This window comes from Craurococcus roseus, assembly GCF_039523795.1.
Taxonomy (GTDB): domain Bacteria; phylum Pseudomonadota; class Alphaproteobacteria; order Acetobacterales; family Acetobacteraceae; genus Craurococcus; species Craurococcus roseus.
Genome location: NZ_BAAAFZ010000088.1, coordinates 1 through 13,147, shown reverse-complemented (window position 1 = coordinate 13,147; position 13,147 = coordinate 1). Strand labels below are relative to the sequence as shown.

Here is a 13,147-nt window from a genome sequence, read left to right as displayed (position 1 = left end):
AGTCGTCAAGCCGCGCGCACGGTCCGCAACGCTTCGTCGAGCGGCAGCGGCGCGCGCATGCCCTCGGACAGGGCAGCCGTTTCCCGCTCCCGCTGGCAGCCGAGGACGCCGACGACCCGCCCCTCCTTCACGAGGAACGCCACGAAGGCGTGCTCGGCCGTGTCGCCCTCCACCACCACGTCGTCCCATTCGGTGGCGTGGCCGAGGTAGTCGAAGCGCTTGCCGAAGTGGTAGGTCCAGAAATAGGGCACGCCGTCGTAGCGCCCGCCCCCGCCCAGCATGTTCCGGGCCGCGACGCGCGCGTGCTGCTGGGCCACCCGCCAGTGCTCTATCCGCGTCGGCTTCCCTCCGCCGGGCAGGGGGAACAGCGCGACGTCGCCGGCCGCGTAGAGCCCGTCGGCGGCGCGCATGCCCGCGTCCACCGGGATGCCGCCGTCCTCGGCGAGCGCGAGGCCTTGGACGAAGCCGGTGGCCGGCCGCACGCCGACGCCCGCGAGCACCAGGTCGGCCTGGAGCCGCGTCCCGTCCTCCAGCACCACGGCCTCGACCCGGTCGGCGCCTTCCAGCCGCGACGCCTGCGCGCCGGGGCGGAACGCGACGCCGTTCGCCTCGTGCAACCCCTTGAACACGGCGCCCAGGCGCGGGCCGAACTGCTTGCCGAAGGGCGCGGTCTCCGGCGAGACCACCGTGACGTCCACCTTCCGCTTGCGGAGCGCCGAGGCCGCCTCCAGGCCGATGAAGCCGGCGCCGAGGACGACGGCGCGCGCGCCTTCGGGAGCGGCCGCCAGGATGGCCGCCGCGTCCGGGCGGTCGCGCAGCACGAAGACGCCGGGCAGGTCGGCGCCCGGGACGCCGAGCCGCTTCGGCACGCCGCCCGTGGCGATCAGCGCGGCGTCGTAGGGCAGGGCACGCCCGTCGTTCAGGTGGACGCGCCTGGCCGGCGCGTCGAGGCGGACGGCCTCCGCTTCGATCCGCTCGATCCGCCGCTCCTCGAAGAACCCCGGCGGCAGCAGCGGCGGCACCTCGCCGGGCGCCATCTCGCCCGACACCACGAACTTGCTCAGCGAGGTGCGGTCGTAGGGGAGGCCGGGTTCCCGGCCGACCAGGACGACGCGGCCGCCGAAGCCGAACTCGCGCAGCGCCGCGGCCGCGGCGGCGCCGGCCGCGCCCGCGCCGACGACGACCATGGCGCGCGCGTCGGGGGCTTCTCGCGGCCGTTCGGGCGGGATCTTCCCGGGGGAGACCAGGACGGCGCCGCTCTCGTCCACGCGGACCGGGTAGCGCGAGAGCCCGTCGAGGGCGGGCGGCTCCAGCAGGGCGCCGTCGGACACGCGGAACGCCCCCTTGTGCCATGGGCAGACGATGCGGCCGCCGCACACCGCCCCTTCGTCGAGCGGCGCGCCGGCGTGCGGGCAGGTGGCGGCGTAGGCGCGGACGGCGCCGCCGTCGCGGACGAGGAGGATCTTCTCCTCGCCGATTCCGACGCGCTTGCCGCGCGCTTCGGCCAGCTCGCCGATCTCGGCGACCTTCCGCATGGCGCCCGCCGCGCCGCTCACCCCGCCTTCTCCGCTTCCGGCCCGCGCGAGGCGTCGAGGCCCTGCACCGGCTCCATCGTCACCGGCTGCCCCGTCGCCGCGGAGCGGTAGATCGCTTCCATCGCCAGATGGTCGCGCAAGCCCTCTTCGCCCGGCGTGCGGGGGCGGCGGTCCTCCAGGATGCAGCGCGCGAAGTGGTCCATCTCCAGCGCGAACTGGTTGCGCTCGCGGATGCGGGGCTGCTCCACCACCTGCCGCTCGCCGTCGCGCTTGGCCACGCGGAGCTGCTGGCCGCGGTAGGCATAGGCGTTCTCCAGGTCCGCCCACCCGCGCTCGAACTGGACGCGCATGTCCTTCGAGTTGAAGGCGCTGTAGGAGGTGGCGCAGTTGGCGATCGTGCCGGAGGGGAAGCGGAGCATGAAGGAGACGGTGTCCTCCACCTCCGCGAAGCGCGGGTCGTTCGGGGGCGTGTGGATGCGCGCGAAAACTTCCACCGGCTCCTCGCCGGTGTAGGCGCGGGCGGTGTTGAGGCAGTAGATGCCGATGTCCGGCAGGGAGCCGCCGCCGGCGAGCGCCTTCTTCATCCGCCACTGCGACGGGTCGCCCTGCACCTGGCAGTTGTTGGTCTCGATCAGCCGCGCGGCGCCCAGCTCGCCGGAGCGGAGGAGGCGGATGACCTCGCGGTTGTGCGGCTCGTACTGGACGCGGTAGGCGACCATCAGCTTCACGCGCGCCCGGTCGCACGCGGCGATCATGGCGCGGGCCTCGGCCGAACTCACCGCCATCGGCTTCTCGCACAGCACGTGCTTGCCCGCCGCCGCCGCGGCCTCCACCTGCTCGCGGTGCAGGCTGTTCGGGGTGACCACGTAGGCCGCGCGCACCTCCCCGTTCTCGCGCAGCCGCGGGATGTCGGCGTAGCCGTAGATCGCCTCCGGCTTGATGCCGTACTGCGCCGCCACCAGCCTCGCCTTCTCCGGCGTGCCGGAGACGAGGGCGACCGGGCGGGCGTAGCGGCATTCGGCGAAGGCCGGCAGCAGCTCTTCGAGCGTCAGGCGGCCGAGGCCGACCAGCGCGAAGCCGACGCGCTCGCCCGGCGGCAGCGGGGCCGGCGGGGGCGGGGAGGGCGGCTCCGCCTCCCCGCGCCAGTTCGGGAAGGACACGCGGCCGTCGCGCACGACGCCCGTGTCGATCGGGGGCGGCGAGGATTGCGCCGATGCGGAACCCCCGCCGCCGGCCGCGGCGGAGAGAGCGAGGCCGGCGGTGCCGGCGGCGAAGAGGGTGCGGCGGCCGAGGGCGGCCGGGTCGTCGTTCGTCATGGCGGCGGTGCCCGCGTCCCGTTGAGGAGGAACCGGGCCAACGCGCGCGGCGCGGGGCCGTTCGTTGGGCGCGGGGATCAGCCGCCCGGCGCGCCCTGCGCGTTCACGTAGAGCGAGAACAAGGACTGCGCCGCCGTCATCAGCAGGCGGTTGCGGTTGCGTCCGCCGAAGCACAGGTTCGCGCAGCGCTCCGGCAGGTGGATGTGGCCGATCGGCGCGCCGGCGGCGTTGAAGACGCGCACGCCGTCGCGGCCCTCGCCCATGCCCCAGCCGCACCACAGGTTGCCGTCCGTGTCCACGCGGAAGCCGTCGGGCGTCTCGCCCGGTTCGCAGCGGATGAAGGTCCGGCGGTTGCGGAGCGTCCGGCCGTCCGGGCCGACGTCGAAGGCCAGGATGTTGCGCGGGTCGCTGCGGCTCTCGACGATGTAGAGCACGCCCTCGTCCGGGCTGAAGGCGAGGCCGTTCGGGTGGTCGATGCCGTCGGCCACCAGCGCGATCTCGCCGCTCGCGCCGTCGATGCGGTAGACGTTGGTGTGCGGCAGTTCCGGCTCGGCCTTCATGCCCTCGTAGAAGGCGTAGAGGCCGAAAGGCGGGTCGGTGAACCAGACCGAACCGTCCGACTTCACCACCACGTCGTTCGGGCTGTTGAGCCGTTTGCCCCCGTAGCTGTCGGCCAGCACGGTGGTGGAGCCGTCGTGCTCGAAGCGCACCACGCGGCGGCCGTAGTGCTCGCAGGCCACGATGCGGCCCTGCCGGTCGCGCGTGTGGCCGTTGGCGTTGTTCGAGGGGCGCTGCCAGACGCTGACGGCGCCGGTCTCCTCCTCCCACTTCAGCACGCGGTTGTTCGGGATGTCGGACCAGAGCAGGCAGCGCAGGTCGCCGATCCAGACCGGCCCTTCGCCCCAGCGCCCGCCGGTCCACAGCCGCTCCACGGCGGAGAGCGCCAGGTGGTACCGCTTGAAGCCCGGGTCCAGCGCGACGATGGCGGGGTCGGGGTAGCGCGCGCTCTGGGTCCAGGCGGCTTCGGCCATCGGTCGGTCCCTCCGGTGTTCAGGCGTCCTTCAGCGCGGCGGCCGCGTTCTTCGCCGCCTCGCCCAGGGTCGGGTGGATGTGGACCGCGTCCAGCATCGTGTCCACCGCGGCGCCGGCGTTCATCAGCTCGATGAAGAGCTGCACCACTTCGGACCCGGACTCGCACAGGGCGGCGGCGCCGAGCACGCGCCGGCTGCCCGCCTCCGCCACCACCTTGATGAAGCCGCGCGTGCGGCCGATCTCGCGCGCCTTGCCGCTCTCGGTCATGGGCTGGCGGCCCACCAGGACGCGGTGCCCGGCCTCGCGCGCCTGCGCCTCGGTCATGCCGACGCGGCCCAGCTCCGGCTCGGTGAAGATGGCGTAGGGCAGGATCCGCTCCGTGGTGCGGGAGCCGTCGCCGAGGATCTGGCTCTCCAGCACGCGGTGGTCGTCGTAAGCGGTGTGGGTGAACTGGCCGCCGCCGCGGATGTCGCCGGCGGCGAAGAGGCCGGGGACCTTCGTGCGGAGGCGGCCGTCCACCTCGATCTCGCCGCGCTTGCCGGGCTCCAGGCCCACCGTGTCCAGGCCGAGGTCGTCCGTGTTGGCCCGCCGGCCGGTTGCGACGAACAGGTGCGTCGCTTCCAGCGTCCCGCCGGCCCCGAGATGCAGGCGGACGCCGCCGCCCGTCGGCTCCGCGCGCCCTGCCTTCGCGCCGCAGCGCACGGAAACGCCCTCCGCTTCCAGCGCGTCGCGGAGTTCGGCCGAGACCTCCTCGTCCTCGCGGTCGGCCAGGCGCGGGCCGCTCTCCACGATCGTCACCGCCGCGCCGAAGCGGCGCCAGGCCTGCGCCATCTCCAGCGCGATGGTGCCGCCGCCGAGAAAGACGACGCTTTCCGGCAGTTCGCGCCGGTCGATCCAGTTCTCGGCGTCGATCAGGCGCTCCGGCGGCAGGCGGTCCAACCCCTCGACCGGCGGCCGGGCGCTGCGCGTGCCGGTGTCCAGCACCACCTCGCGCGCGAGCAGAGTTTCGTCACCCACGCGCAGGCGGAAGCGGCCGTCGCCCTCGCGCCCGTCCAGCCGGGCGTGGCCCCGCACCAAGCGGAGGTTCGCCTGGGCGGCGAGGCTCTCCTCCAGCTCGCCGCGCGCCCCTTCCACCATGCCGCGCGCGCGGTCCATCACCGCGGCGAAGTCCACCTCCACCCGCGGGACGCGGATGCCCCACTCGGAGGCGCGCCGGGCCTGCGCCGCCAAGCGTGAGGAGGCGATCATCGCCTTGCTCGGCGTGCAGCCCCAGTTCACGCAGGAGCCGCCGGGGTGGTTGCGCTCCACCAACGCCACTTGGCGGCCCGCCCCGGCCAAGGCGCGCGCCAGGGGCACGCCGGCCTGCCCGGCGCCGATGATGGCGGTCTCGATCTCCAATGCGGCCATGCGAGCCTCTGTTGTTCCGGTCCGTAACGTGAGGCCGGGGCCGCGGATGCCAAGGCGGTTGGAACCGGGGCGGGGCGGGAGCATGCTGCACGGTCAAGCATCGCGGAGCCGCGCGAGCGCCCACCATGCCCGACGACGACACACAGACCCTTTCGCCCCGCGCCGCGGCCACGCGCCAGCGCATCCTCGACGCGGCGCTGGCGGAGTTCGCGGCCAAGGGCCTGGCCGGCGCGCGGGTGGACGAGATCGCGGCGCGCGCCGGCGCCAACAAGCGGATGCTCTACGCCCACTTCGGCAACAAGGAGGACCTTTGGCTGACGGTGCTGGAGCGCGCCTACGCCGCCAAGCGCGAGGAGGAGCGCGCGCTCAGGGTGGACGCGCTGCCGCCAGCGGAGGCGATGCGGCGGCTGGTGGAGTTCAACCTCCGCTACACGGCGGCGCACCCGGAGTTCGTGTCCCTGCTCAACCAGGAGAACATCCACCGCGCGGAGCACCTCAAGCGCTCCTCGCGGGTGCCGGCGCTCTACTCGCCGCTGCTGGAGAGCCTGCGCGCGGTGCTGGCGCGGGGCGAGGCGGAGGGCGCGTTCCGCCGGGGCGTGGACGCGCTCCAACTCTACATCACGGTCTTGGCGCTCGGGCACTTCTACGTGGCCAACCTGCACACGCTCTCGGTCATCTTCGGCGCCGATCTGGGCTCGGAGGCGGCGCTGCGGGAACGCGAACGTCATTGCGTGGAGGTGGCGCTCGGCTTCCTCCGGCCTTGACCGGCAGGCGGGCGCGGGCGCAGGGTAACCAAACGGTTACTCAGCGGAGGATGGCGGCCATGGCGGAGCGGCGCGTCGGGCTCATCATGAACGGCGTCACCGGGCGGATGGGCACCAACCAGCACCTGATCCGCTCGGTCGCCGCCATCCGCGCCGACGGCGGCGTGCGATTGCGGAACGGCGACCGGCTGATGCCGGACCCGGTGCTCGTGGGGCGGAACCGGGAGAAGCTGGAAGCGCTGGCGCGCGCGCACGGCGTGGAGCGCGTCTCCACCGACCTCGACGCCTGCCTGGCCGACGCGCGCGACGAGCTGTTCTTCGACGCCGCGACGACGCAGCTCCGCGCCGGGCTGATCCGCCGCGCCATCGAAGCGGGCAAGCACGTCTACACGGAGAAGCCCTCCGCCGCGACGCTGGAGGAGGCGCTGGAGCTGGCGCGCCTCGCCAAGCGCGCCGGCATCAAGCACGGCGTGGTGCAGGACAAGCTGTTCCTGCCGGGGCTGCGCAAGCTGAAGATGGCGATCGACAGCGGCTTCTTCGGCCGCATCTGCTCGGTGAAGGGCGAGTTCGGCTACTGGGTGTTCGAGGGCGACCTGCAACCGGCGCAGCGCCCCTCCTGGAACTACAAGCTCGCCGAGGGCGGCGGCATCATCCTCGACATGCTCTGCCACTGGCGGTACGTGCTGGACAACCTGTTCGGCGAGGTGGAGGCGGTGTCCTGCCTCGGCGCCACGCACATCCCCGAGCGGATCGGCGAGGACGGCAAGCCCTACAAGGCCGACGCCGACGACGCCGCCTATGCCACCTTCATGCTGCGCGGCGGAATCGTGGCGCACATCAACTCCTCCTGGGTGACGCGCGTGCGGCGCGACGACCTCGTGACCTTCCAGGTGGACGGCACGCACGGCAGCGCGGTCGCCGGCCTCCAGAAGTGCTGGACGCAGAGCCGGGTGAACACGCCGAAGCCGGTGTGGAACCCCGACGTGCCGCAGAGCATCGACTTTTACGCGAGCTGGCAGGAGGTGCCGGACACCGACGCCTACCCGAACGGCTTCCGCGTCCAGTGGGAGATGTTCTTCCGCTACCTCGCCGGCGAGGCGGAGAGCTTCCCCTGGGACCTGCTGGCCGGCGCCAAGGGCGTGCAGCTCGCGGAAGCGGGCTTGCGGAGCTGGCGCGAGCGGCGCTGGATCGACCTGCCCAAGCTGGAGGCCTGAGCCATGCCGGCGATCGACCTGCCGCTGGAAGGCGGCCGCACCGAGTCCTACCGCACCGGCGCCCCGCGCGAGTTCCCGCGCGCCGCGCCGCCCTTCCCGCGCGTGGCGCTGGCGGCGGCGCACGTGGTGGCGGACCCGCTGGCGGCGCACGACCCCTGGACCGAGACCAGCATCGATTGGGACCGCACCATCGCGTTCCGGCGGCACCTGTGGTCGCTCGGCCTCGGCGTCGCCGAGGCGATGGACACGGCGCAGCGCGGCATGGGCCTCGACTGGGCGGCGGCGCAGGAGCTGATCCGGCGGTCGCTGGACGCGATGCGCGACTTCCCGGGCGCGGTCATGGCGAGCGGCGCGGGCACGGACCACCTCGCGCCCGGCCCGGGCGTGACCGTGGACGACGTGGTCCGCGCCTACGAGGAGCAGTGCGAGGCGGTGGAGCGCATGGGCGGGCGCATCATCCTGATGGCCTCGCGCGCCTTGGCCCACGCCGCCCGCGGTCCCGCGGACTACGAGCGGGTATACGCCCGCATCCTGGAGGGCGTGCGGGAGCCGGTCATCATCCATTGGCTCGGCGAGATGTTCGACCCGGCGCTGGCGGGCTACTGGGGGGACGGCGACCACATGCGCGCCATGGAGACGGCGCTGGCGGTGATCGGCGCGCACGTGGACAAGGTGGACGGCGTGAAGATCTCGCTCCTCGACAAGGAGAAGGAGATCGCCATGCGGCGGCGCCTCCCGGAGGGGGTCCGCATGTACACGGGCGACGACTTCGCCTACGCGGAGCTGATCGCCGGCGACGGGCACGGGCATTCGGACGCGCTGCTCGGCATCTTCGACCCGATCGCGCCGGCGGTGGGCGGGGCGCTGGCCTGCCTTTCGCGGAACGACCTCGCCGGCTTCCACGACATCCTGGCGCCGACCGTGCCGCTCTCGCGCCACATCTTCCGCGCGCCCACGCGCTTCTACAAGACGGGCGTGGTGTTCATGGCCTGGCTGAACGGGCATCAGGACCACTTCACGATGCTCGGCGGGCAGCAGTCGGCGCGCTCCGTCCTGCACTTCGCCGAGCTGTTCCGCCTGGCCGACCGCGCCGGGCTGCTCGCCGACCCGGAGCGGGCCTGCTCTCGGATGCGGACGCTGCTCGCGCTGCACGGGGTCGCGGGCTGATGCCGAAGCCGGGGCCGCTCTCCCTCAACGCCGCCACCGTGCGGGAGCGCTGGGGCCTGCCCGGGTGCATAGAGGGCTGCGCGCGGCACGGCATCCCCGGCATCTCGCCCTGGCGCGACATGCTGCACGACATGGGCGTGGCGCGCGCCGCGCGGCGCATCCGCGACGCCGGGCTGGCGGTGACGGGCCTCTGCCGCGGCGGCATGTTCCCGGCGGCCGACGCAGCCGGGCGGCGCGCGGCGGTCGAGGACAACCGGCGCGCGGTGGCCGAGGCGCACGAGTTGGGCGCGGCCTGCCTCGTGATGGTGTGCGGCGGCCTCCCGCCCGGCTCCAAGGACCTGCCGGGCGCGCGGGGCATGGTGCGGGACGGGCTGCACGCCCTCATGGACGAGGCGCGCGCGGCCGGCGTGACGCTCGCGCTGGAGCCGCTGCACCCGATGACCTGCGCCGACCGCTCGGTGCTCTCCACGCTGGCCCAGGCGCTCGACCTGTGCGCGGAGCTGGGGGAGGGGGCGGGCGTCGCGGTGGACGTGTACCACGTCTGGTGGGACCCGGACCTGGAGCGGCAGATGCTCCGGGCGCGCGGTCGGATCGCGGCCTTCCACGTCTGCGACTGGCTGGTGCCGACGACCGACCTCGTCTTCGATCGGGGCATGATGGGCGACGGGGTGATCGACATCCCGCGCATCCGCGCCATGGCGGAGGCGGCCGGCTACGGCGGGTTCGTCGAATGCGAGCTGCTGTCGCGCCGCTGGTGGAAGGAAGACCCGGACACCGTTCTGCGGGTGGTGAAGGAACGGCACGCGACGGCGTGCTGAACGCCCGGGGATAGGAGGAACGCCATGCCGCTGCGCCGCCGCCACCTGCCGCTCGCCCTCGCCGGCCTTTCCGCACCCGCGCCGGCGCGCGCGCAGGCGGGGTGGGCGCCCTCGCGGCCGCTGCGCTTCGTGGTGCCCTTCCCGGCCGGCGGCGCCACGGACGTCGCGGCGCGCATCCTGGCGGAGCGGCTGACGGAGACGCTCGGCCAGCCCGTCGTCGTGGAGAACCGCACCGGCTCCAGCGGCAACATCGGCATGGAGAACGTGGTCCGCAGCGCGCCGGACGGGCACAGCCTGCTGATGGGCACCACCGGCGCGCTGACGGTGAACCCGCACCTCTTCCCGAACCTCGGCTTCGACCCGGCGAAGGACCTGGCGCCGGTCTCGCTCGTCTTCACCACCGACAGCGCGCTGATCGTGAACCCCAACATGCCGGCGCAGAGCCTGGCCGAGTTCCTGGCGCTAGCGCGGTCGCGGCCGGGGGCGTTCTCCTACGGCTCGGCCGGCGCCGGCTCCTCCACCCACATGGCGGCGGAGCTGTTCCGCTTGGCCGCGGGCATCCAGGTGCTGCACGTGCCCTACCGCGGCAGCGCCCCGGCGCTGAACGACACGGTGGCGGGCAACGTGCAGTTCATGCTGGACCAGCTCCCCTCCTGCATCGGGCAGGTGCAGGCGGGGCGGGTGCGGGCGCTGGCCGTGACCGGGCCGCGCCGCTCGCCGTTGCTGCCGGAGGTGCCGACGGTGGCGGAGGCCGGGCTGCCCGGCGCCGAGAGCACCTCCTGGGGCGCGGTGCTGGTGCCGGCGGGCACGCCGGATGCGGCGATTGGGCGCCTCCACGCGGCGGTGCGCGAGGCGCTGGCGGTGCCGGCGGTCAAGGAGCGCATGGCGCAGGCCGGGGCGGACGCGGCCTCGTCCACGCCCGCGGAGCTGGCGGCGTTGATGCGCCGCGAGACGGAGCGCTGGGGCAAGGTGGTGAAGGACGCCGGCATCTCCCCCGCCGGGTAGACGGGGCGCCCCGGCCGGCGCGCGCCCGGCAGCCCGATGCGGCCGTCCCCGGCCCCGGGCAGGTTCCGCTCGCGGCCGGGCGCGGTGCGATCCGCGGCGAGTTTCCCGGCATTTTGTCGCTTTCGGACAAATGCCTTTCGCGTCGCCGAGGGGCCGACATCGAAGCGGCGTCGGCTCGTCCGCCACTTTTGCCGTTTCCGGACAAATCCCCCGCCGGGTGCCGGGAGGTCGGGTCGGGGCGCTGTCGCCTCCCCCAGATTTTGCCGCTTTCGGACGAATCCTCTGCCGGGTGCCGAGGGGCCAGCATCGGGGCGCGGCCGTCGGCCGGTCGGGCGCTGGCGTTTTCGGACGAATGCGTCTGGTGCGCCCGGCGGGGCTGTGGCTGCGGGTCGGGATGGCTGGAGAGGCGACGCATTCCTAGGAAAATATACCGAGTGGGCGTGCCGGGTCAACAATGTCCTGGCCCCGCGGCGCCTCCGCTCTACATCTTGGGCGTCTCAGTAGGAGCATCCCGCCCGTGGTGCAGGTCACTTCGCCCGCCTTCAAGCAGAACGCCGCCCGCGCCATGGCGGACGTTGGCCTCCAGAAGGCGCTCGGCACCGCCAAGGGCGCGTTCCTCCAGCGCCGGGCCGTGGCCGTCGCCAACCTGCCGGAGTTCGAGCGGCTGCGGGATATCGGGCGGGACATAAAGGACCACGCCCTCGCTAACCTCGACCACTACCTGGAACGGTACGCCCAGGCGGTGGAGCGGGCCGGGGGCAAGGTGCATTGGTGCTCCTCGGCGGAGGACGCCCGAGCGGCGATCCTGAGGATCTGCCGCGACGCCGGCGCCCGCACCGTCACCAAGGGCAAGTCGATGATCTCCGAGGAGATCGGGATCAACGAGCACCTGGAGGCGCACGGCATCGCGCCGGTGGAGACGGACCTCGGCGAGTACATCCTCCAGCTCCGGCGGGAGCACCCGTCGCACATCATCGCCCCCGCCTTCCACCTCAACCGGGAGGACTGGGAGGCCGACTTCCGCCGGATGCACACCGATCTGCCGAAGGACCGGGTCTTCGCCGAGCGGCGCGACATCATGGTGGAGGCGCGGACCAAGCTGCGCGACCGCTTCCTCGCCGCGGACGTGGGCATCACCGGCGCCAACTTCCTGATCGCCGAGACGGGCAGCAGCGTCATCGTCACCAACGAGGGCAACGGCGACCTGACGCAGACCCTGCCGCGGGTCCACATCGCGCTGGCCTCCATCGAGAAGGTGGTGCCGACGCTGGAGGACGCGACCTCCTTGCTGCGCCTCTTGGCGCGGAGCGCGACGGGGCAGGACTTTTCGGTCTACACCACCTTCTCCACCGGCGCCCGGCGCGAGGGCGACCTGGACGGGCCGGACGAGTACCACGTCGTCCTGCTCGACAACGGCCGCTCCAACATGCTCGGCACCGAGTTCGGCGACATGCTGCGCTGCATCCGCTGCGCCGCCTGCATGAACCATTGCCCGGTCTACGGCGCCATCGGCGGGCACGCCTACGGCTGGGTGTACCCGGGGCCGATGGGCAGCGTGCTGACGCCGGCGCTGGCAGGCATCGAGCGCACGGCGAACCTGCCCAACGCCTCCACCTTCTGCGGCAAGTGCGAGAGCGTCTGCCCCGTGAAGATCCCGCTGCCCAAGATGATGCGCCACTGGCGCGAGCGGGAGTTCGAGCGGCACCTGACGCCGGCCGCGCAGCGGCGCAACCTGGCGCTCTGGCGCTACGTGGCGCAGCGGCCGGCGCTGTACCGGATGGCGACGCGCGCGGCAGTGGCGGCGCTCGGGCTGTGGGGCCGCGGGCGCGGCGCCGTGAAGTCCCTTCCGTTGGCCGGCGGCTGGACGGAGGGGCGCGACCTTCCCTTGCCGGAGCGGAGCGGCGCCGGCGGCACCTTCATGGCGGCCTATGCCAAGCAGCGGCGGCAGAACGGCCACGCCCGATGAGCAAGGACGCCATCCTCAACACCATCCGCCGCAACCTGCGGCGCGGCCCGCTGCCGGCCGACCAAGCGGCGATGCTCGACGGGCGGATGGCGACGCACCCGCGCCACCTCATCCCCGCGCGGTCGCGGCTGCCGCGGCCGGAGCAGGTGGCGCTGTTCGTGCGGAACCTGGAGAAGGAATTCGCCACGGTGGAGCGCGTGCCGGAGCCTGCCGCGGTGCCGGCCGCGGTCGCCGACTACCTGGCGGCGCAGAACCTGCCCTCGCGCTTCGCCATGGCGCCGCACGAGGAGCTGGACGCCATCCCCTGGGACGACCGGCCCATGCTGGAGGTCGAGCGGCGCCGGGCCGCGGCCAGCGACCAGGTCGGCGTGCAGCACGGCTACGCCGGCGTCGCCGAGACGGGCACCTTGATGCTGCCCTCGGGGCCGGGGCGGCCCACCACGCTCAACCTCCTGCCCGACACGGAGATCGTGGTGCTGCGCGCGACCCGCGTGGTCGGCGCCTACGAGGAGGCGTGGGACCTGCTGCGCGCGGAGCACCGGGACGCGCTGACGGGCGGGCACATGCCGCGCAACGTCATGTTCGTCACCGGCCCCTCGCGCAGCGCCGACATCGAGCAGACCCTGGAGCTCGGCGCGCACGGGCCGCGGCGGCTGCACGTGGTGCTGGTGGACGACGACCCCGCGGCCCTGCCGATGGCCGAGGCTGCGCCGGTGCCGCCGCGCACCGCCGAGCCGGGCGGGCGCCCGGCGCCGGGGGATTGAGGTGTTCCTGCGGACGGCGGCGCGCAAACGGGGGCTGACCGAGGCGGACCGGGCGCTCTGGCAAGCCTACACGGCGCGGGCGGCGGTGCGGCCCCTGCCCGGTCGGGCGGCCGCTGTGACGCCCGCCGCCCCAGCCGCGGCCCCGCCCGCCGCCGTCGC

The 13,147-nt window shown here is 73.8% G+C and carries 11 protein-coding genes; 7 read left to right on the top strand and 4 right to left on the bottom strand.

Going from position 1 to position 13,147, the window contains the following annotated elements; all coding sequences use genetic code 11:
• Positions 1-5: 5 nt before the first annotated feature.
• The 4 genes from ABD067_RS23040 to ABD067_RS23025 form a co-directional block, all read right to left on the bottom strand.
• On the bottom strand, positions 6-1,556 hold the full coding sequence (locus ABD067_RS23040) for an FAD-dependent oxidoreductase (RefSeq protein WP_343897752.1): 1,551 nt from the start codon (positions 1,554-1,556) through the stop codon (positions 6-8).
• Entirely contained in the window at positions 1,553-2,851 is a 1,299-nt protein-coding gene (locus ABD067_RS23035; protein ID WP_343897751.1) for a Gfo/Idh/MocA family protein, read from the bottom strand. The genes ABD067_RS23040 and ABD067_RS23035 overlap by 4 nt, the downstream gene beginning before the upstream one ends.
• 77 nt (positions 2,852-2,928) lie before the next feature.
• Entirely contained in the window at positions 2,929-3,882 is a 954-nt protein-coding gene (locus ABD067_RS23030; RefSeq protein WP_343897750.1) for an SMP-30/gluconolactonase/LRE family protein, read from the bottom strand.
• A gap of 19 nt (positions 3,883-3,901) precedes the next feature.
• The gene (locus ABD067_RS23025) at positions 3,902-5,290 is read right to left on the bottom strand and encodes a mercuric reductase (protein WP_343897749.1); all 1,389 of its coding nucleotides are present in this window, start codon (positions 5,288-5,290) and stop codon (positions 3,902-3,904) included.
• 125 nt (positions 5,291-5,415) lie between these two features.
• On the opposite strand from ABD067_RS23025, the gene ABD067_RS23020 reads away from it, so the two are divergent.
• From ABD067_RS23020 to ABD067_RS22990, 7 genes are all read left to right on the top strand, one after another.
• Positions 5,416-6,054: a TetR/AcrR family transcriptional regulator gene (locus ABD067_RS23020; RefSeq protein WP_343897748.1), complete on the top strand. Its 639-nt coding sequence runs from the start codon at positions 5,416-5,418 to the stop codon at positions 6,052-6,054.
• 59 nt (positions 6,055-6,113) lie between these two features.
• Positions 6,114-7,268, top strand: coding sequence for a Gfo/Idh/MocA family protein (locus tag ABD067_RS23015; RefSeq protein WP_343897747.1), 1,155 nt, complete (start codon positions 6,114-6,116; stop codon positions 7,266-7,268).
• A 3-nt stretch (positions 7,269-7,271) separates the two neighbouring features.
• Positions 7,272-8,435, top strand: a complete 1,164-nt coding sequence (locus ABD067_RS23010; RefSeq protein ID WP_343897746.1) for a dihydrodipicolinate synthase family protein — start codon at positions 7,272-7,274, stop codon at positions 8,433-8,435.
• Positions 8,435-9,253: a sugar phosphate isomerase/epimerase family protein gene (locus tag ABD067_RS23005; RefSeq protein ID WP_343897745.1), complete on the top strand. Its 819-nt coding sequence runs from the start codon at positions 8,435-8,437 to the stop codon at positions 9,251-9,253. Before ABD067_RS23010 ends, ABD067_RS23005 begins: the two co-directional genes overlap by 1 nt.
• 24 nt (positions 9,254-9,277) lie before the next feature.
• Positions 9,278-10,258, top strand: coding sequence for a Bug family tripartite tricarboxylate transporter substrate binding protein (locus ABD067_RS23000; protein ID WP_343897744.1), 981 nt, complete (start codon positions 9,278-9,280; stop codon positions 10,256-10,258).
• Positions 10,259-10,775: 517 nt separating this feature from the next.
• Positions 10,776-12,224, top strand: a complete 1,449-nt coding sequence (locus ABD067_RS22995) for a LutB/LldF family L-lactate oxidation iron-sulfur protein (protein ID WP_456305263.1) — start codon at positions 10,776-10,778, stop codon at positions 12,222-12,224.
• Entirely contained in the window at positions 12,221-12,988 is a 768-nt protein-coding gene (locus tag ABD067_RS22990) for a LutC/YkgG family protein (protein WP_343897743.1), read from the top strand. The genes ABD067_RS22995 and ABD067_RS22990 overlap by 4 nt, the downstream gene beginning before the upstream one ends.
• Positions 12,989-13,147: the final 159 nt, after the last annotated feature.

Coding starts and splice junctions, on each gene's coding strand:
- ABD067_RS23035 (WP_343897751.1), bottom strand. CDS start 2,851: ATGACGAACGACGACCCGGCCGCCCTCGGCCGCCGCACCCTCTTCGCC.
- ABD067_RS23030 (WP_343897750.1), bottom strand. CDS start 3,882: ATGGCCGAAGCCGCCTGGACCCAGAGCGCGCGCTACCCCGACCCCGCC.
- ABD067_RS23025 (WP_343897749.1), bottom strand. CDS start 5,290: ATGGCCGCATTGGAGATCGAGACCGCCATCATCGGCGCCGGGCAGGCC.
- ABD067_RS23020 (WP_343897748.1), top strand. CDS start 5,416: ATGCCCGACGACGACACACAGACCCTTTCGCCCCGCGCCGCGGCCACG.
- ABD067_RS23015 (WP_343897747.1), top strand. CDS start 6,114: ATGGCGGAGCGGCGCGTCGGGCTCATCATGAACGGCGTCACCGGGCGG.
- ABD067_RS23010 (WP_343897746.1), top strand. CDS start 7,272: ATGCCGGCGATCGACCTGCCGCTGGAAGGCGGCCGCACCGAGTCCTAC.
- ABD067_RS23005 (WP_343897745.1), top strand. CDS start 8,435: ATGCCGAAGCCGGGGCCGCTCTCCCTCAACGCCGCCACCGTGCGGGAG.
- ABD067_RS23000 (WP_343897744.1), top strand. CDS start 9,278: ATGCCGCTGCGCCGCCGCCACCTGCCGCTCGCCCTCGCCGGCCTTTCC.
- ABD067_RS22990 (WP_343897743.1), top strand. CDS start 12,221: ATGAGCAAGGACGCCATCCTCAACACCATCCGCCGCAACCTGCGGCGC.